Source organism: Microbacterium sp. K24 (assembly GCF_004794465.1).
Lineage (GTDB): Bacteria > Actinomycetota > Actinomycetes > Actinomycetales > Microbacteriaceae > Microbacterium.
Genome location: NZ_SSDJ01000137.1, coordinates 38,720 through 54,411 on the forward strand (window position 1 = coordinate 38,720; position 15,692 = coordinate 54,411).

The following is a 15,692-nucleotide window of genomic DNA, read 5'->3' on the forward strand; positions in this document are numbered from 1 at the left end:
GGCCGCGGTCACACCAGATCGCGCCAGTCGACCTCGTCTTCGTCGTCGGCGAGCGACAGATTGCCGGTGATGACCGGCAGGCTCATGGTCTCGGTGGGCGGGCCCATGATCGTGGCCTCGTCGCGCCGGTGACGCAGCACCTCGTTGATGTAGCTCGTCAGCACCTCGGCGAGGGGCACGGAGCGCCCCTGAGCCTGTGACAGGTACCAGCGGTGCTCGAGCACCTGGTGGAAGACCTCGGCCGGCTCGAGCTTGGTGCGCAGCTCGTAGGGGATGGCGCGCACGACCGGCTCGAAGACGCGCGTCAGCCACTCGTGCGCGTACATCTCCTCGTCGGCCCACTGCTTGGTGGAACGGGCGCGGAACTCGTCGAGGTCGTTGAGCAGACGCCGCGCCTGGTTCTCCTCGACATCGAGGCCGGTGAGACGGATGAGGCGGCGCTGGTGATGCCCGGCGTCGACGACCTTCGGCTGGATCTCGACCTCCGTGCCGTCCGCGGTGGTCGACATCGACATCTCGTCGATGTCGAAGCCGAGAGCGTTGAGGCGCTCGACCCGCTCGGTGATGCGCCAGGTCTCCGCGGTCGAGAACGACTCCTGGGCGGTCAGCTCCGCCCACAGCGAGCGGTACGACGACACGATGCCGTCGGCGATCGCCACGGCATCCACGCCGTGCTCCAATCGTCCGCCGGCGGCGAGGTCCATGATCTCGCCGGCGATGTTGGTGCGGGCGAGGTCGAGGTCGTAGGCGCGCTGGCCGTCGGTCAGCCCCTCCTCGTGCAGTTCGCCGGTCTCGGCATCCACCAGATAGGCGGCGAAGGCGCCCGCATCGCGACGGAAGAGGGTGTTGGAGAGCGACACGTCGCCCCAGTAGAACCCCACGTTGTGCAGACGCACCAGCAGCAGCGCGAGGGCGTCGACCAGTCGGGTGGCCGTGTCGGGGCGCAGCACCCGGGTGAACAGGGCGCGGTAGGGCATCGAGAAGCGCAGGTGCGACGTGACCAGGGCTGCGGGCAGCGGTTCGCCCGCGGCGTCCGTCCGTCCGGCGATCACCGCCACCCGGTCGACGCAGGGAACGTCGAGGCGCGCGAGGTTGCCGAGCATGTCGTACTCCCGCTGGGCCATCTCGGCGGTCGTCTCCTTCACGGCGATGACGCGGCCCGACAGGTCCGCGAAGCGGACCAGATGGCGGGAGAGCCCCTTCGGAAGCGACACGATGTGCTCGGAGGGCCATTTCGCCAGGGTCGTCGACCAGGGGAGCGACAGCAGCCCGGGGTCGACCTTGCTGGCGGTGATGCGGAGGGAATCCTGCATGGCGCTCCAGGGGCAGTCGGCGGGAAAGCAGAAGCGGCGCGGGCGACCCGAAGGTCGACCCGCGCCGCATCTCGTGGAATTACGAGGCCGAGACGACCGGCTTGTCGTTCAGGCGCTCGCCCGACTCGATGTCGAAGGCGTGCACGTGACCGGCCGACGCGGCGAGCGTGACCGTCTCGCCGGCGTTGGGGTGGTTGCGGCCGTCGACGCGAGCGACGAGGTCGGCGCGCTTTCCGTTGATCTCGGTGTGGCCGTAGAGGTAGCCGTCAGCGCCGAGCTCCTCGACGAGGTCGACCGTGACCGTGAGGCCCTTGCCGTCGGCGGGGCCGACGACGATGTCCTCCGGACGGACGCCGACCGTGACCTGCGAGCCATTGGCACGACCCACGGTGTCGCGGTCGAGCGGGACGACCTCGCTGCCGAAGCGGATGCCGCCCTCGGCGAGGTCCGCCGAGAACAGGTTCATCGCAGGCGAGCCGATGAAGCCGGCGACGAACACGTTGTTCGGCTTCTCGTAGAGGTCGCGAGGCGTTCCGACCTGCTGGAGCAGACCGTCCTTGAGGACCGCGATGCGGTCGCCCATGGTGAGGGCCTCGGTCTGGTCGTGCGTGACGTAGACCGTGGTGACGCCGAGACGACGCTGCAGCGACGCGATCTGCGTACGCGTCTGCACGCGCAGCTTGGCGTCGAGGTTCGACAGCGGCTCGTCCATGAGGAACACCTGCGGCTGACGGACGATCGCGCGGCCCATCGCGACGCGCTGACGCTGACCACCCGAGAGGGCCTTCGGCTTGCGGGTCAGGTAGTCCTCGAGGTCGAGGAGCTTGGCGGCCTCGAGAACGCGGGTGGCGCGCTCCTCCTTGTTGACGCCGGCGATCTTGAGCGCGAAGCCCATGTTCTCGGCGACCGTCATGTGCGGGTACAGCGCGTAGTTCTGGAAGACCATCGCGATGTCGCGGTCCTTCGGCGGCACGTCGGTGACGTCGCGATCGCCGATGAGGATGCGGCCGGCGTTGACCTCTTCGAGGCCGGCGAGCATGCGGAGCGAGGTGGACTTACCGCAACCCGAGGGGCCGACCAGGACGAGGAACTCGCCGTCTCCGACCTCGAGGTTGAGCTTGTCGACTGCAGGACGCGTTCCGCCGGGGTACAGGCGGGTCGCGTCGTCGAAAGTGACAGATGCCATTTTTGTTTCTCCTCACCGGCAGGTACGTGCCGGACGATCCGTAGTGATGGAAGTGGCGGAACAGGCCGCCATGACCCGTCTTTGGGTCGGGATCAGTATGACACGAACCCCGGCACCTGGGTATTTCTCAGCCTGGCTGGTTAACATCGAACTTGGCCGCGCATCGCGGCGATCGTCGCCCCGAGCGATGGTCGGGGCCAACCCGGACCCCCTCAGACTTTCAAGAGGAACGATGTCGAGCGACGAAACGCCGAACGTCCCCACGCCTCGCAATTCCCGCGAGGCCGTGCGGGAGAAGGCCCAGCAGGTGCACGCGCAGCAGTCCAGGGCGCGACTCATGCGACGGATCATCATCGGCGCCGTCGCGGTCGTGGCCGTGGGTGCGATCGGCACAGCGGTCACCCTCGCCGTCTCCGCGCAGGTGTCCAAGCCGCAGCTCACCCCGACGGGGATGGAGTCGGACGGTGTGGTCGTCAACGACATCGCCGCCGTCGCCGCTGCCGGTGACGCGCTCACCACTCCGAGCCCCGAGCCCACCGAGGCCGGCGCGACCGAGACCCCGGCACCGGAGCCGACGGCGCCCGAGCGCGTCGAGATCCATGTGTACGTCGACTACCTCTCGCCCGACGCGGGAGAGTTCGAGCGTGCGAACTCGCGCCAGCTGGCGAGCTGGATCAGCGAAGGAGCCGTCTCGGTGAGCTATCACCCGGTCGCCCTGCTGACGGCCAGCTCGAACGGCACCAAGTACTCGCTGCGTGCGGCGGCCGCGGCGGCATGCGTCGCGACGCACTCGCCCGACAAGTTCTACGCGTTCAACCACGATCTGCTCGACAACCAGCCCAAGGTCGGCAGCGACGGTCTCTCCGACGCGCAGCTGGCGAATGCGGCCGCAGCCGTCGGCGTGGACAACGCCAAGGCGGTGCGCTCCTGCATCGAGGGCGGCGACTTCGTGACCTGGGCGAAGGATGCGACGACGCGTGCGCTCGACGGTCCTCTCGCCGGATCCGACGACCTGGTGCTGTCCTCGGCGCCGATGATCGTCGCGAACGGCGAGGCCTACGTGGGTGCGCTCGACGACCCGCAGGAGTTCTCGCAGTTCGTGCTCACCGTCGACAACGACGCCTCGCAGCAGTCGAACGAGACCCCGACGCCGTCCGCCAGCCCCACCGCGACGCCCACCCCGTAGTTCGTCGTGGGGATGATGCCATCGGTAAGCTGGTGGCGTCCGCCGACTTGGCGCAATTGGTAGCGCACCGTACTTGTAATACGGGGGTTACGGGTTCGAGTCCCGTAGTCGGCTCCGTACACGAAGGCCCTGCATCCGCATGATTCCGCGGGTGCAGGGCCTTCGTCGTGTTCAGGCGAGGAGGGCTGCCCACGTTCTGCCCACACTCTGCGCGCGGGCGGCCTCCTCCAGCTTGCTCGAGACGGCGCTCAGGTCGTCATCGAACAGGTCAGCATAGACGTCGAGGGTGATGGCTGCGGACTCGTGGCCAAGCATCCGCTGCAGCGCTTTCACGTTCGCGCCAGACGCGATGGCGAGGGATGCCGCGGTGTGACGAAGGTCGTGCGCGGTGATGCGTGGGAAGCTCGGGTCGGCGCTCTGAACCCGCGAGACTGCACCCTCGAACCATCCGTTGCCGAAGCGCGGCGGTCGTAGGTGCTGGATGCCGTCGCCGAAGAGGAGATCGTCGGGCCCTTTCCCGCGTGCCGAGCGCTCGAGCAGCGGCGCGATGAACTTCGGGAACGGCACCGAGCGGATCTGCCAGGTCTTCGGGGTGCCGACGTGTATCACGCCGTCGACCTGCACGGCGTTCTCTTCGACGTGCAGGCGTTGGCGGAGGAGGTTGACGTTCCGTACGCGGAGCGCTGCCGCCTCGCCCCAGCGCAGGCCGGTGTAGGCAAGCGTGAGCACGAGCTCAGGTCGGGCGGACTCGGCCGCGAGCGTGTGCACCTGATCATGGGAGAGATAGACGCGCCCGGCCTTCCGCTTCGGCTTCCGCGGAAGGTTCTTGATGCCGCGAGCGGGGTTACGCGCGATGCGCCGATCGTCGACGGCGGAATCGAGGATGCCGGCGAGCACGCCGAGCGCGCGCAGGGCGACGGTAGCGCTGCGGCCCTTCGTGCCGTCGGGCTTGTCCTGGGTCAGCTCCATCACCCACGCCTTCACCTCGGAGGGGACGATGCCGCCGACTTCGCGCTCGCCCCATTGAGGCTCGACGTGAAGACGCCAAGCGATCGGCAGCTGCGCGAGTGCGGACGGCTTCAGTGAGGCCTTCCCCGCGATCCACGTTGCGTACAGCTGGCCGACGGTGACACGTGCGAGCGACGGGTCGAGGTACTCCCCGCGGGCCTTCGACACGGTGACTGAGGCGAGGAACAGCTCCGCCTCTTTCTTCGTGCGGAAGCCGCGCTTATCCGTCTGCGACTTGTCCGGCTTCCGGTAGCGGACTCGATACCGCTTGCCGCCGGCGGTCTCGTAGGCGCTGACGGTTCCGCTCATCAGTGCACCTCGACGCGATGGGCGAACTGTCCGCTTCCCATACGGGGATCGACGTAGACCGCGGTGTCTGTGCGCAGGAGCGTGCTGCGATAGACGACGACGAGCTCGTCAGGCACGTTCAGGTCGATCGCCATGGCGGTCACGTGACCGTCGCGGTGCCGCTCGGCCTCGGCGTAGGCATCCGGAGTGATGAGCGTCTGCGCCGCCCAGATGTTCGCCGCGGCCTCCTGGCGCTTCCGGATGAGACCGAACTCGGTCGGGCGGTGTCCGAGCACGTGGTGGCCGATTTCGTGACACATGACGCCGCGGAGGATGCGGCCGCGCATCCCCGGCGTGAGTTCGATGTGGCTCGAGCCAGGAGCGTAGCCGCTCCGGTGAGTGCCGCGGTGCTCGCGGACTGTCAGGCCTAGATCGGCTGCGAGATTCCAGATGTCCATGCGGTACCCCCTCGGTGAAGCATGGTTATGCGTTGTCAAAGTCTGTGTCGTGGCCGGCGGGGAACTCATCGATTGACTCGTTGGCGACCAGGTCGTAATCCTGCTGCCGACGTGCGACATAGTCGGCTCGCTGGATGAGTTCGATCTCGGAGATTCCGAGAGCCTTCGCGATGGACGAGATGTCCCAGACGTTGAGGATGACGCGGCGCCCTGTCTTCGTGTTGCCGCCGTCGAGCCGGTCGGACATGTACTGGGACGACTTGCCGATGAGTCGCCCGAGGCCGCGGGACGACAACGATTGGCGTCCCATCTCGGCCTTGATCTCAGATACAAGGGCGGCAGAGAAGAGCTCGGCGAACTCGGTTTCGGTCATGGGGCAATCATGGCAGAATGCATGAATTTTGCACAAGTCGCATGACGAGGTTGACAGTGCATGGATTTCCATGCGACGTTAACTGCATGGAACTTCATGCATCTACTCCCGAGGATGCGAACACAGCTCGACGCTTCGCCGATGAAGTCCGCGCTGAACTCGCTCGCCAACGTCGAACCTTCGCGGAACTCGCGCTCGCTCTCGGCACGACACCGCAGACCGTCGGTCGTCGACTGAACGGAGACACCCCGTTCAACGCGATCGAGATGGCGCTCGCGGCTCGCTTCCTCGGCATCGGCCTGCCGGTGCTGTGGGAGCGCGCGACCGCCCCGCAACCAGAGGCGGTGGCTTCGTGAGCAACGTCACGGCCATGAAGCCGCGCACCGCGCCGGCACCGGCCGAGTGGCTTTCGCCCTCGCAGGTATGTGACGTCATTCCCGGTATGACGGTGACGCTGCTGCAGCGGATGCGCGATGCCGGCAAGGGCCCGCGCTACGCGAAGCCGTCCGCGAAAACCGTCGTCTACTCCCGGTCCGACGTCGACGCGTGGGTGCGCTCGACGCTCGTGACGACGAGGGCGCAGTCATGAACTCCCGGTCTGGGGACCGGGTGCCCGCTGGGGTATCGGGCCAGGCGGGTCGGGGCACCGTGGGGACGGATGCCCCGACCGCTCGGAGCGGCGTGGCGTTGTTCAGCCCTGTGCTGCGCGCTGTCGCCGCAGGGTACGCCGTTCTCCGCATCGCCCTCATCTGGGTGTCACTGCTGCTCGCCCCGTGGGGTCTCCTGATTCTCCTGCTGGCGTTCGGGGCGCTGCTGGCCGCGGCGATGTGCGCCTTCATGGCAGCCGGGATCTCCGAGCTCGAGGCGGCCGAGTCATGAGCGTGCTCGAGGTGTTCCACTACGCCGACCGCGAAGTCCGCACGGTCACGATCGACGGCGAGGTGTGGTTCGTGCTCGCCGACGTGTGTCGCGTCCTCGAGATCGCGAACGTCGGCAACGTGTCCGCCCGCCTCGACGAGGCTGACATCCGTCAGACGGACATCAGCTCCGGCGGTCAGCGCCGCGCAGTCACCATCGTCTCCGAGTCCGGCATGTACGAGGTCGTGATCCGGTCCGACAAGCCCGAGGCTCGACAGTTCCGCTGGTGGGTGACGCACGAGGTGATCCCGGTGATCCGCCGCACCGGCACCTATGCCGTCGAGACTCCCGAACAACTGATGGCGCGCGCCGTCGTGCAGGCGCAGGAGATCATCGCGCGGAGGGACGAGCAGATCGCGGTGCTCGCGCCTCGCGCGGAGGCGTGGGACGAGATCGCCGACGCCGGGACGGACTACGCGGTGCGCGACGTCGCGCCGATGCTCTCCCGCGCCGGCATCGAGACCGGACCGCAGCGCCTGTTCGATTCCCTGAGCGCGCTCAACTGGATCTACCGCGGCGAGAAGCAGCGCTGGACGCCGTACGCCCGCGTCGTCGACGCCGGATACCTGAAGGTCCGCGCGATGCCCCCATACCGCGATCGCGACACCGGCGAGCTGAAGCCCGCCGCCCCGCAGGTGCGGATCACCCCGCGCGGTGTCGAGCGCCTCCGAATCGTCCTCGGCGCCGGCACGCTCACCCACTGACCCCACACACGAAAGCAGGGCGCCCGCTGCCACGGACGCCCCGCCAGAAAAGAAAGGCAAGCACATGCCTCAGACACAGGATAGCGACGAGAACGTCGCTCCGCTGGGCGACTTCGCCCCGCGGGCCGCGGACACGCATCTCAGCGTGATCATCCGCACCGCGCCGGTCGTCCCTGAGAGGTCGACCATCTGGCCGCTCGCACCCTGGCGGATGACCCTCATCGCCGTCGCGATCTTCATCGCGATCCCGTGCGGCATTGCGGCCGCCCAACCTCCGATCAACGGCGCCGAACTCGGCTGCCTCATCAGCCTGGCGATGTTCGTCGCCGCGTTCACCCCTGGGAAGGACTGATCATGACCGTGAAGCTGTCGGCCACGCTGCCGAAGGAGTTCGATGCCAACGGGATGGAGCGACTGCACTCGCAGCTCGTGAAGCACCCCGAGCGCCGCCACGTCGTCGTTATGGTCGTCGACTGCGTCCGCACGACCGTCGACCACAACGGCGACGAGGACCACTACACACCGACGGTCGGCGCGCTGTTCGTCGAGCCGATCGCCGACGCCGAAGACGTCGAGACGATCACCGACATCATGGGCCGCGTCCGCGCCGAGCGCATCGGCGACGGCACCCTCGACTTCGACTTCGGCGTAGCGCAGCCCTCCGGGCCGGTCGCGTTCGGCATCCGGAAGGAGGACGTGTCGTGAGCCAGTCGCTCGACGTCATCACCGCGCTCGTCGCCGAGGGCATCCGGAAGCAGATGGCCGCGAACAAGCAGCGCTACATCGTGCCGCGCGATCGCCGGGAGATCGCGGAGGACGCAGCCGCCGTTGCGATCGCTGTGCTCGTCGACGTCACCGGCGGATACGACCACATCGTGCGCGCCGAGGGCGACACGTTCACTCTGCAGCACCCGCTCGCCGAGCGCCTCACCGGCGACCTCTTCGACTGCGAGATCCACCAGCACATCGCAGCCGGCGAACCGCTCGAGTCCGGCCGCTACAAGGTCGTGCCCGCCGACTCCCAGACATTCGACCTCATCCCCGTGAAGGACCAGCCATGACCCCTCAGATCACCGAGGCACGCGTCGTCGTGCCCGAGGACGCACCCCGCACCGTCTGGATGATGGAACGCGGCGAGGGCGTCACCGCGTCCGAGGCATGGGCCGTCGCCCGTGCCGGCATCCGAGCCCGCCGCCGCATCGTCGAGTCGAAGATGAACGGATCGACGTTCAAGGGCAGCAAGGCGACCAACGCCGGTCACGCCCGTGAGGCCGCGCTGCTCGACGAGGCCGCCGAGCGCATGGCGACCCTCACCCCGAACGGAGCGCTCTGGGCATCGGTCGACAACGACCTGCACCGCGCGACCCCGGACGCGATCGCCATCGACCCCGACGGCGCGCTCGTCGTCGTCGAGGTGAAGTCCCACGAGACCGGATGGAAGAACGACGACATCCCGATCGAGCACCTCGCACAGATGCAGTGGCAGATCCACGTGCTCGGCGCCGACTACGCCCTCTACGGCTTCGAGGTCCGCGACGACGACGACATGCCTCCCGTCGATGGCGCGACCTGGATCCCCGTCCCGCGCGACGCCGAGATGATCGCTTGGCTCGTCGAACGTGCCGACGACTTCATCGCATGGCGCGACGCCGGATGCCCCGTTATCGACCTCCTCCCGGACTACGTGCACGCCGCACTCGCCGAATGGGCTCCTCTGAAGCGCGCGCTCGACGCCGCCACCGCCGCGGAGAAGCCCGCGAAGGAGAAGCTCGCCGCGGCGATCGCCGAGATCCCGCACGCGAACCGCTTCGGCGCGGTCGGGATGAGCGAGCACGGCGGCTTCCAGGCCACGGTCTCCGAGACCGTCTCGATCGACGAGGCCGCGTGGAAGGCCGACGCCCCCGAGGTGCACGCCAGCGTGCAGCAGCTGCGCGCCGACCTCGCCATCCTCGAGGCCGCCGCCAAGAAGGTCTACCCGCTGACGATCCGTAAGGCACCCGCGCTGCGCTTCCAGGAGGCCGAGAATGTCTGACCCCATCACGGTTCCCGAGGTGAAGACGATCGCCGAGGTCGAGCGCATCGTCAACGGTTCCGGCCTCTGGGACGGCACCGGCGTCATCGAGTTCTCCGATGACGGTGTCACGTGGACTCCGGCATGGTCCCCGACCGACGAGATCGCACACCCGCAGTTCGCGCGGGTCGCGGTGCACCGCAAGGACGTGCGGATCCCGACGACGGCGATCATCCGCTGGGATGAGCAGTTCCCGCAGGCGTCAGAGGAGTGGGCGGGGAAGTGGTTGCGCTCGCCGATGCGTCACTTCGGCCGCACGGTCCGGATGGTCGCCTATCGGCAGACGTTCCGCGAGCTCCTCGGTGACGTCCGCATCGAGGACGAAGCCGACGACCGCACCCTGCCCGCCGAGGTGACGGATGCCGTGCCGGCCGCAGAGCGCGACTGGGCGGCCGAGATCGCCGCCGTGCAGTCCGTGCCCCTGCTCGATGCCATCGACCGCGAAGCACGTGCCGCCCGCGTCTTCACCCCCGACGCGAATGGCACCGCACTGCACCGCGCGCTCCGCACCCGCCGCACGGAGCTGCTCGCCCGTACGTGGGATGCCCCGCCCGCCGAGGCATCCGCGCCTGCGATCGTCGACGAGGTCGCCCCGACGCGCGCCGAGCCCAAGGACTACCTGCCGCCGCAGAACCGCGCCGAGCGTCGCAAGGCCGCCCGCAAGAAGGGTGGCAAGCGATGAACGTCGACCCCGTCACCGGCGAGGTTGACGACGATGAGACAGGCACGGACATCGAACTCGTCCCGCTGAACCTCGCGGACCTCTCCGAAGACGAGCTGATCAGGATGCTCCCGACGCCGATCCAGTGCGCCGGCGCCCTGCAGTACGCACGCCAGGTCACCGCGCGCGCCCCGAAGGCACTGAACCGCCTCCGCAACTCGCTCACCGAGCGCGAACGCGAACTGACGATCGCTGTCGCTCTCGGCGCCCGCGACATGCTCTCCGAGTACCCGCGCCTCCCGATGAGCGAGCGCCGCGACCTCGCCCGAGCCACCGACGACCGCGTCAAGGCCGCACAGGAAGCCCGCGACACCGCCTGGCTGCTCCTCGAGTACGCCCGCGACTACGACCGCGCCATCGGCCGCGACATCGACATCCTGCGTTCCCTTAACGCCAACTTCCGAGGAGAGCACCGATGAAGCGGACGCTACAGCTCTGCAGTGAACGAATCGACGTCCCTGTCTCCGCGCTGCCAGTTCAGAAGTTCCTGAGCGGCATCTGCCGCGATCTTCGCAGCTTGCGAACGGAATCGTCCGACTCCTGCGGATCCGGTGACCTCACCACTTGCGCGGTCGACTGCGTCCTGAACCATCTCTCGCTGCTGACCGACCCACCGCACGACGTCGTGTTCTTCCGGGGGGAGCAGCGCATACGCCCGGATGAACTCTTCTCCGTTGGCGAACCGGAGGAAGGCCCGCTGCATCCACAGGTCCAGGTCGCGAGAGAGCTCAACCTCCCTGTACAGCATCCGAGTGAGCGCCATTACGGCATCCGCTCTACGGTCCGCCGCGCGGTGAAAGTCCGTCTGCTGGAGTCGCGACTCGGCAGCCGTTGCCTGGCGAGTGGCGGAGGAAGCGGCGTCAACAGCGGCGCCCGCTTGCACCTCGGCTGCACCCGCTTGCACCTCTGCGGCACTCGCTTGCTGCTTCGCGGCTTTGGCGGACTTCTTCGCTGCCTTGAGAGCGCCCTTCGCTCCCGTTTCGGCATCGCGAGCAGCGACTGCTTGCCGAACGGCGGCGGCGGCTGCGACTCCAGTGAGGATCAGCAGGCCGATCTGCACCGTGAGCATCAGGGGATCTTCCATGCGCGCACTCTATCGGGGGTGACCCGATGAACGCCGAGGTCGGCTACGCGAAGCCCGACGTGGCCTGGAACGGACTCACGGTGACGGACCTGTTCTGCGGTGCTGGTGGATCATCTTCGGGACTGGTCGAAGTCGGGTACCGCGTCGTCATCGCAGCGAACCACTGGGCCCTCGCGATCGAGTCGCACCAGATCAACCACCCCGAGACCGACCACTCGCAGGCGGACATCTCGCAGGTCAACCCCGCCTACTTCCCGAAAACCCACGTGCTCTGGGGATCGCCCGAATGCACGAACCACTCGATCGCGAAGGGCATCAAGCGTCAGCGCCAGCAGGACCAGGCGCTGTTCGAGATCGACGGCACCCGTCCGCTGCCCGACGAGGCCGCCAACCGGTCCCGCGCGACGATGTGGGACATCCCGCGATTCGCCGAGCACCACCGCTACATGGCGATCATCCTTGAGAACGTCGTCGACGCATACCGGTGGGATCAGTTCGAGGCGTGGCAGATGGCGATGCGTTCGCTCGGCTACCGGATGCAGTTCGTGTGGCTGAACAGCATGCACGCACAGATCGGCGGTCTCCCGGCGCCGCAGTCCCGCGACCGCATGTACATCGTGATGTGGCGTGAGGATCTCGCGACGAAGGAGCTGCAGGGTCCGAACGTCTCAAAGTGGACGAGCCCGATGGCGGTCTGCCAGGAGCACGGCGAGGTGCAGGCGGTCCAGGCGTTCAAGAAGGCCGAGCATTGGGGCCGCTACCGTGCCCAGTACCTCTACCGGTGCCCGAAGTGCTTCCAGGTCATCGAGCCCGGCTGGCTGGCCGCCGAGTCGATCATCGACTGGTCGCTGCCTGCGCAGCGGATCGGCGATCGTGCGAAGCCGCTCGCCGAGAAGACTCGTGAGCGGATCCGTCGCGGCATCGAACGCCACTGGGCGCCAATCATCGCGAAGGCCGCCGGCAACACGTACGACGGTGTAACGACGGGATCGAACTACCTGCGGGTGTCGGACCTCGATTCGCCGATGCCGGCGCAGATGGGCACCGCCGAGCACGGTCTCGCGATCCCGCCGTTCCTCGCGCAGTTCCGTCAGCGTGAGCGGACGCAGACTCTCGACGACGCGCTGCCGACGGTCGTGGCGGACGGCGCGAACCACGCGCTGATCGTGAACAACCTCAGCGGCAACGACGAGTCCCGGTCGAGGCCCGTGGCCGACGTGCTGCCGTCGATCGTCGCGGGCGGCCTGCATGCTTCGCTACTCGTGCCCGTCGAGGGCCGCGAAGGGAAGAGCGCAGCATCCGTCGCTGACCCGATGCGCACCCAGTCAACGCGCAACGAGACCGGGCTGCTCGTGCCGCTGCGAAACCACGGCGTCGCGAAGCCGACCTCGCATCCGATCGACACGGTCAGCGCCGAGGGCAACCATCACGCGCTCGTCATGCGGAACAACACCGCACGCGGCGACGGCGGGCAGATGTCGACGCCCGTGCACGAACCGCTGCGGGCGCTCACCACGGCCGGGCATCAGTCCCTCATCGGGGCGCCCGAACCGCTCAGCCTCGACGTCGACGACGCCGGATTCCGGATGCTAGAGCCGCACGAGATCCAGGCGGGCATGGGCTTCGCTCGCGACTACGTGCTGCGCGGATCGAAGCGCGACAAGGTGAAGCAGGCAGGCAACGCGGTCACACCACCAGCTGCGCGCGACCTCGGTCATGCGGTCGCAGAGTTCCTGCTCGCGGTGGCATCGTGACCGCGCCGACGGACGAGGTGCGCGGCGGCGTGTACCTCCGCGACGGATACCGCTGCGTGATGTGCGGCGCACTCGAGAAGACGTTCCAGCACCGCCGCGCAGTGGGCATGGGCGGATCTCGCAACGTGCCGACCGCCGTCGACGGACTGACCCTGTGTCTGACCTGCAACGGTGCATGCGAGGCCGAGCTACAGACGAAGGCGCTCGCCAACGGGTGGAAGGTGCGCCGCTGGGTGACCTCGCCCGAACGCGTACCGGTCTACTTCCCGCACGAGTTCGCCTGGTACCGCCTCGACGGCACGCGCCGTATCCGAATCTCGGCCGCGGTCGCGATGGAGATGGGCTGCTCGGTCTACGGAGACGAGTGGATGCAGTGGCGACTCCAGGCAATCGGAGGTGCACGATGAGTGACACGAAGGAGACCATGGGAGCGGTCGCCAGGGCCGAACTCGATCGAGCGATCACCGACCTTCGACACGCGGTCGACACCCTCGAGAATCCGTTCGCGGTCGACTTCTACGGCGACGCGGTTGTGCGCTTCGACGCCGTCGACGCCGACCAGCTACGCGAGGCCATCCTCGTCGCGATCTCTCACCTCGAGGTGATCTCGTGAAGCGCCCTGCGTTCGGCACGGTTTACGCCGTGTACTGGCCTGCCGAGCAGGTGCTGAAGGTCGGCATCATGTGGCGCGACTCCCGCATCCGGTACATGGTCGAGACCGGCGGCGAGGTGCTCATGATGATGCGCGATAGCCCCGCCGCCTGGGAGCCGTACGCGCTCCGCGAACTCGCGAAAACCTGGCCGCGCGCCTTCGCCACCGCCGACGACTCCGAGATCATCCTGCGCCGCGGCCGCGGGTACACCGAGTGCTACCGGGTGCAGCTCAACGAGCTCCCCGCAGCAGTAGACGCAATTCTGAGGGGCACGATTCGCCATGACGCTGACCAGACCAAGATCGATGACGGTCGAGGCGTTCCAGCAGATCCGACGGCTGCCGCCGGCGCTGAGAGCGACCGCCGAGGGACTGCGGATGCATGCCGACGACCACGGCCGCGGCCGCGTCGAGCTGCGACAGATCCTCGCCGACGTGTACCCGGAGCAGTCCGACGTGACGGAGTCCGTGCTGGTGGATCATCTGCTCGAGCTGGACGACGCGGGTGTGCTGGTGCTCTACGAGGTCCGAGGGATCTCGCTCTACGAATTCACGCAATGGGGACGAATCGACCGCCCCACACGCTCGGAACTCCCGGAACCGCCCCCGCCACTCGCGAGTCGCTCGCGAGTCACTCGCGAGTCACGCCTGGCGGGGGAGAGAGAGGGCGAGCGGGAGAGCGAAAGCGGGGGAGCGAGCGAGAGTGCGGGCGAGCGCGAGACTCCATCCGCCCGGATGTCGCGAGAAGTGCTCCCACCGAATCCATTCTGCGAAGACCACGACGGGGGAGTGCTGGAACCGTGCATCGCCTGCCAGAACGCACGCCTCCGGAACAAGCAATTCCTGGATCTCCGGCGCTGGGAAATGAGACAGGACGGGGAGGTCTGGGGCAATGAATTCTGAAAACCTGAGCGGGCCGGTCACCCGGGGGCGGGCCGTGTTCATCCCTGAAGCCATCTGGGGCCGACTGGCAACCGTCGCGGACGATCGCGGCGTGACCGTGGAAGACATCCTGGTCGCCGCGATCACCGACATCACCTCCCCGGCCACCGTCGAGGAGCGCATCGTGCAGCTGGTTCGTTCCGGCCTCACAGACGCCACCATCGCCGGGCGCACGGGAGAAATGCTCCCCCGAGTCAGGGCCGTGCGTCGAGCGGCGCACCTTCCCGCGAACCGATTCATCCGTGGAGCGATCCACGACCACGAGAGGAAGACAGCATGAGCACAATCAAGGAGCTGCAGCAGCAGATCGGCGAGATCAACGCCGCGAACGGCTGGCGCACGACGAACGAGGCCGACCTCGACGCCAAGGCGCGGGTGAACGCGCAGATCACTCGTCTCGCACTCATCACCACGGAGGTGGCCGAGGCGATCGAGGAGATCCGAAACGGCCGAGACGCAGATGAGAGGTACTACACCGGCGGGGTGGGAGACCACAGCGGGTCGTTCTCTGAGCGTGAGCCCCTCGACGCGAACGGTGCGCCCCGCAAGCCCGAGGGTGTGCCTTCCGAACTCGCCGACATCGTCATCCGGGCGCTCGACGCAGCCGGGGCGTGGGGCATCGACCTTGAATCGGTCATCGAAGAGAAGCTGGCCTACAACCTCACGCGAGGCCACCGTCACGGCGGGAAGGCCGTCTGATGGCCGGCGAGACGGTGATCACCGTCGTCGGCAACCTGACCGCGGATCCCGAGCTGCGCTTCACCCAGAACGGTCTCCCGGTGGTGAACTTCACGATCGCGAGCACCCCGCGCACCTTCGACAAGGCGTCGGGGGAGTACAAGGACGGCGACGCGCTGTTCATGCGCTGCTCGGCATGGAGGGAATTCGCGGAGCACATCGCCGGGTCGCTGGCGAAGGGTGCCCGCGTGGTCGCGCAGGGTCGCCTCCGTCAGCGCTCGTACCAGGACCGTGAGCGCAACCAGCGCACCGCGATCGAGCTGGAGGTCGACGAGATCGGCCCCTCGCTCCGGTAC

Annotated in this window: 24 protein-coding genes and 1 tRNA gene; 19 read left to right on the top strand and 6 right to left on the bottom strand. The window is 67.8% G+C overall.

Going from position 1 to position 15,692, the window contains the following annotated elements; all coding sequences use genetic code 11:
• Nucleotides 1-8 precede the first annotated feature (8 nt).
• Complete coding sequence (locus DW306_RS14445; protein ID WP_136056295.1) at nucleotides 9-1,313, bottom strand: DUF4032 domain-containing protein; 1,305 nt, start codon at nucleotides 1,311-1,313, stop codon at nucleotides 9-11.
• 79 nt (nucleotides 1,314-1,392) lie between these two features.
• Nucleotides 1,393-2,499 (bottom strand): sn-glycerol-3-phosphate ABC transporter ATP-binding protein UgpC, encoded by a 1,107-nt coding sequence (gene ugpC, locus DW306_RS14450; protein WP_136056296.1) that lies wholly within the window; start codon nucleotides 2,497-2,499, stop codon nucleotides 1,393-1,395.
• 232 nt (nucleotides 2,500-2,731) lie between these two features.
• Between ugpC and DW306_RS14455 the strand changes: the two genes are divergently transcribed.
• A complete protein-coding gene (locus DW306_RS14455) occupies nucleotides 2,732-3,685 on the top strand; it encodes a thioredoxin domain-containing protein (protein ID WP_136056297.1) in 954 nt (317 codons plus the stop codon).
• A 41-nt stretch (nucleotides 3,686-3,726) separates the two neighbouring features.
• Nucleotides 3,727-3,799 (top strand) — tRNA-Thr (locus DW306_RS14460).
• A gap of 57 nt (nucleotides 3,800-3,856) precedes the next feature.
• Here the strand turns inward: DW306_RS14460 and DW306_RS14465 are convergent.
• From DW306_RS14465 to DW306_RS14475, 3 genes are read right to left on the bottom strand one after another with little or no spacing between them, the layout of a single operon-like run.
• Nucleotides 3,857-5,002, bottom strand: coding sequence for a site-specific integrase (locus DW306_RS14465; protein ID WP_136056298.1), 1,146 nt, complete (start codon nucleotides 5,000-5,002; stop codon nucleotides 3,857-3,859).
• On the bottom strand, nucleotides 5,002-5,439 hold the full coding sequence (locus DW306_RS14470; RefSeq protein ID WP_136056299.1) for an ImmA/IrrE family metallo-endopeptidase: 438 nt from the start codon (nucleotides 5,437-5,439) through the stop codon (nucleotides 5,002-5,004). The genes DW306_RS14465 and DW306_RS14470 overlap by 1 nt, the downstream gene beginning before the upstream one ends.
• A gap of 25 nt (nucleotides 5,440-5,464) precedes the next feature.
• Nucleotides 5,465-5,812 (bottom strand): hypothetical protein, encoded by a 348-nt coding sequence (locus DW306_RS14475; protein WP_136056300.1) that lies wholly within the window; start codon nucleotides 5,810-5,812, stop codon nucleotides 5,465-5,467.
• Between the two features lie 86 nt (nucleotides 5,813-5,898).
• On the opposite strand from DW306_RS14475, the gene DW306_RS14480 reads away from it, so the two are divergent.
• The 10 genes from DW306_RS14480 (at nucleotide 5,899) to DW306_RS14525 (ending at nucleotide 10,645) form a co-directional block, all read left to right on the top strand.
• A complete protein-coding gene (locus tag DW306_RS14480) occupies nucleotides 5,899-6,168 on the top strand; it encodes a helix-turn-helix transcriptional regulator (protein WP_136056301.1) in 270 nt (89 codons plus the stop codon).
• Nucleotides 6,165-6,401 (top strand): helix-turn-helix domain-containing protein, encoded by a 237-nt coding sequence (locus tag DW306_RS14485; protein WP_136056302.1) that lies wholly within the window; start codon nucleotides 6,165-6,167, stop codon nucleotides 6,399-6,401. Before DW306_RS14480 ends, DW306_RS14485 begins: the two co-directional genes overlap by 4 nt.
• The gene (locus DW306_RS14490; RefSeq protein ID WP_136056303.1) at nucleotides 6,398-6,691 is read left to right on the top strand and encodes a hypothetical protein; all 294 of its coding nucleotides are present in this window, start codon (nucleotides 6,398-6,400) and stop codon (nucleotides 6,689-6,691) included. Before DW306_RS14485 ends, DW306_RS14490 begins: the two co-directional genes overlap by 4 nt.
• Nucleotides 6,688-7,434 (top strand): phage antirepressor KilAC domain-containing protein, encoded by a 747-nt coding sequence (locus DW306_RS14495; RefSeq protein ID WP_136056304.1) that lies wholly within the window; start codon nucleotides 6,688-6,690, stop codon nucleotides 7,432-7,434. Before DW306_RS14490 ends, DW306_RS14495 begins: the two co-directional genes overlap by 4 nt.
• Nucleotides 7,435-7,498: 64 nt before the next feature.
• Nucleotides 7,499-7,786: a hypothetical protein gene (locus DW306_RS14500; protein WP_136056305.1), complete on the top strand. Its 288-nt coding sequence runs from the start codon at nucleotides 7,499-7,501 to the stop codon at nucleotides 7,784-7,786.
• Nucleotides 7,787-7,788: 2 nt separating this feature from the next.
• Nucleotides 7,789-8,139 (top strand): hypothetical protein, encoded by a 351-nt coding sequence (locus tag DW306_RS14505; protein WP_136056306.1) that lies wholly within the window; start codon nucleotides 7,789-7,791, stop codon nucleotides 8,137-8,139.
• Nucleotides 8,136-8,495 carry a DUF6085 family protein gene (locus tag DW306_RS14510; RefSeq protein WP_136056307.1) on the top strand — a complete coding sequence of 120 codons (360 nt, stop codon included), beginning with the start codon at nucleotides 8,136-8,138 and terminating at the stop codon, nucleotides 8,493-8,495. The genes DW306_RS14505 and DW306_RS14510 overlap by 4 nt, the downstream gene beginning before the upstream one ends.
• Nucleotides 8,492-9,466, top strand: coding sequence for a YqaJ viral recombinase family protein (locus DW306_RS14515; RefSeq protein ID WP_136056308.1), 975 nt, complete (start codon nucleotides 8,492-8,494; stop codon nucleotides 9,464-9,466). The genes DW306_RS14510 and DW306_RS14515 overlap by 4 nt, the downstream gene beginning before the upstream one ends.
• Entirely contained in the window at nucleotides 9,459-10,187 is a 729-nt protein-coding gene (locus tag DW306_RS14520; protein ID WP_136056309.1) for a hypothetical protein, read from the top strand. The genes DW306_RS14515 and DW306_RS14520 overlap by 8 nt, the downstream gene beginning before the upstream one ends.
• Entirely contained in the window at nucleotides 10,184-10,645 is a 462-nt protein-coding gene (locus DW306_RS14525; RefSeq protein WP_136056310.1) for a hypothetical protein, read from the top strand. Before DW306_RS14520 ends, DW306_RS14525 begins: the two co-directional genes overlap by 4 nt.
• 8 nt (nucleotides 10,646-10,653) lie before the next feature.
• Here DW306_RS14525 and DW306_RS14530 read toward each other — a convergent pair whose 3' ends face one another.
• Entirely contained in the window at nucleotides 10,654-11,310 is a 657-nt protein-coding gene (locus tag DW306_RS14530) for a hypothetical protein (protein ID WP_136056311.1), read from the bottom strand.
• A 26-nt stretch (nucleotides 11,311-11,336) separates the two neighbouring features.
• Between DW306_RS14530 and DW306_RS14535 the strand changes: the two genes are divergently transcribed.
• The 7 genes from DW306_RS14535 to DW306_RS14565 form a co-directional block, all read left to right on the top strand.
• Entirely contained in the window at nucleotides 11,337-13,064 is a 1,728-nt protein-coding gene (locus DW306_RS14535; RefSeq protein ID WP_136056312.1) for a DNA cytosine methyltransferase, read from the top strand.
• Nucleotides 13,061-13,471 carry a hypothetical protein gene (locus tag DW306_RS14540; protein ID WP_136056313.1) on the top strand — a complete coding sequence of 137 codons (411 nt, stop codon included), beginning with the start codon at nucleotides 13,061-13,063 and terminating at the stop codon, nucleotides 13,469-13,471. Before DW306_RS14535 ends, DW306_RS14540 begins: the two co-directional genes overlap by 4 nt.
• Entirely contained in the window at nucleotides 13,468-13,677 is a 210-nt protein-coding gene (locus DW306_RS14545) for a hypothetical protein (protein ID WP_136056314.1), read from the top strand. Before DW306_RS14540 ends, DW306_RS14545 begins: the two co-directional genes overlap by 4 nt.
• A gap of 345 nt (nucleotides 13,678-14,022) precedes the next feature.
• On the top strand, nucleotides 14,023-14,619 hold the full coding sequence (locus DW306_RS14550; RefSeq protein ID WP_136056315.1) for a hypothetical protein: 597 nt from the start codon (nucleotides 14,023-14,025) through the stop codon (nucleotides 14,617-14,619).
• A 91-nt stretch (nucleotides 14,620-14,710) separates the two neighbouring features.
• A complete protein-coding gene (locus DW306_RS14555; RefSeq protein ID WP_136056316.1) occupies nucleotides 14,711-14,938 on the top strand; it encodes a hypothetical protein in 228 nt (75 codons plus the stop codon).
• Nucleotides 14,935-15,357 carry a hypothetical protein gene (locus DW306_RS14560; protein ID WP_136056317.1) on the top strand — a complete coding sequence of 141 codons (423 nt, stop codon included), beginning with the start codon at nucleotides 14,935-14,937 and terminating at the stop codon, nucleotides 15,355-15,357. Before DW306_RS14555 ends, DW306_RS14560 begins: the two co-directional genes overlap by 4 nt.
• Nucleotides 15,357-15,692 (top strand): single-stranded DNA-binding protein (locus tag DW306_RS14565; RefSeq protein ID WP_136056318.1); only part of this gene is annotated, 336 nt, incomplete at its 3' end. The genes DW306_RS14560 and DW306_RS14565, both read left to right, overlap by 1 nt.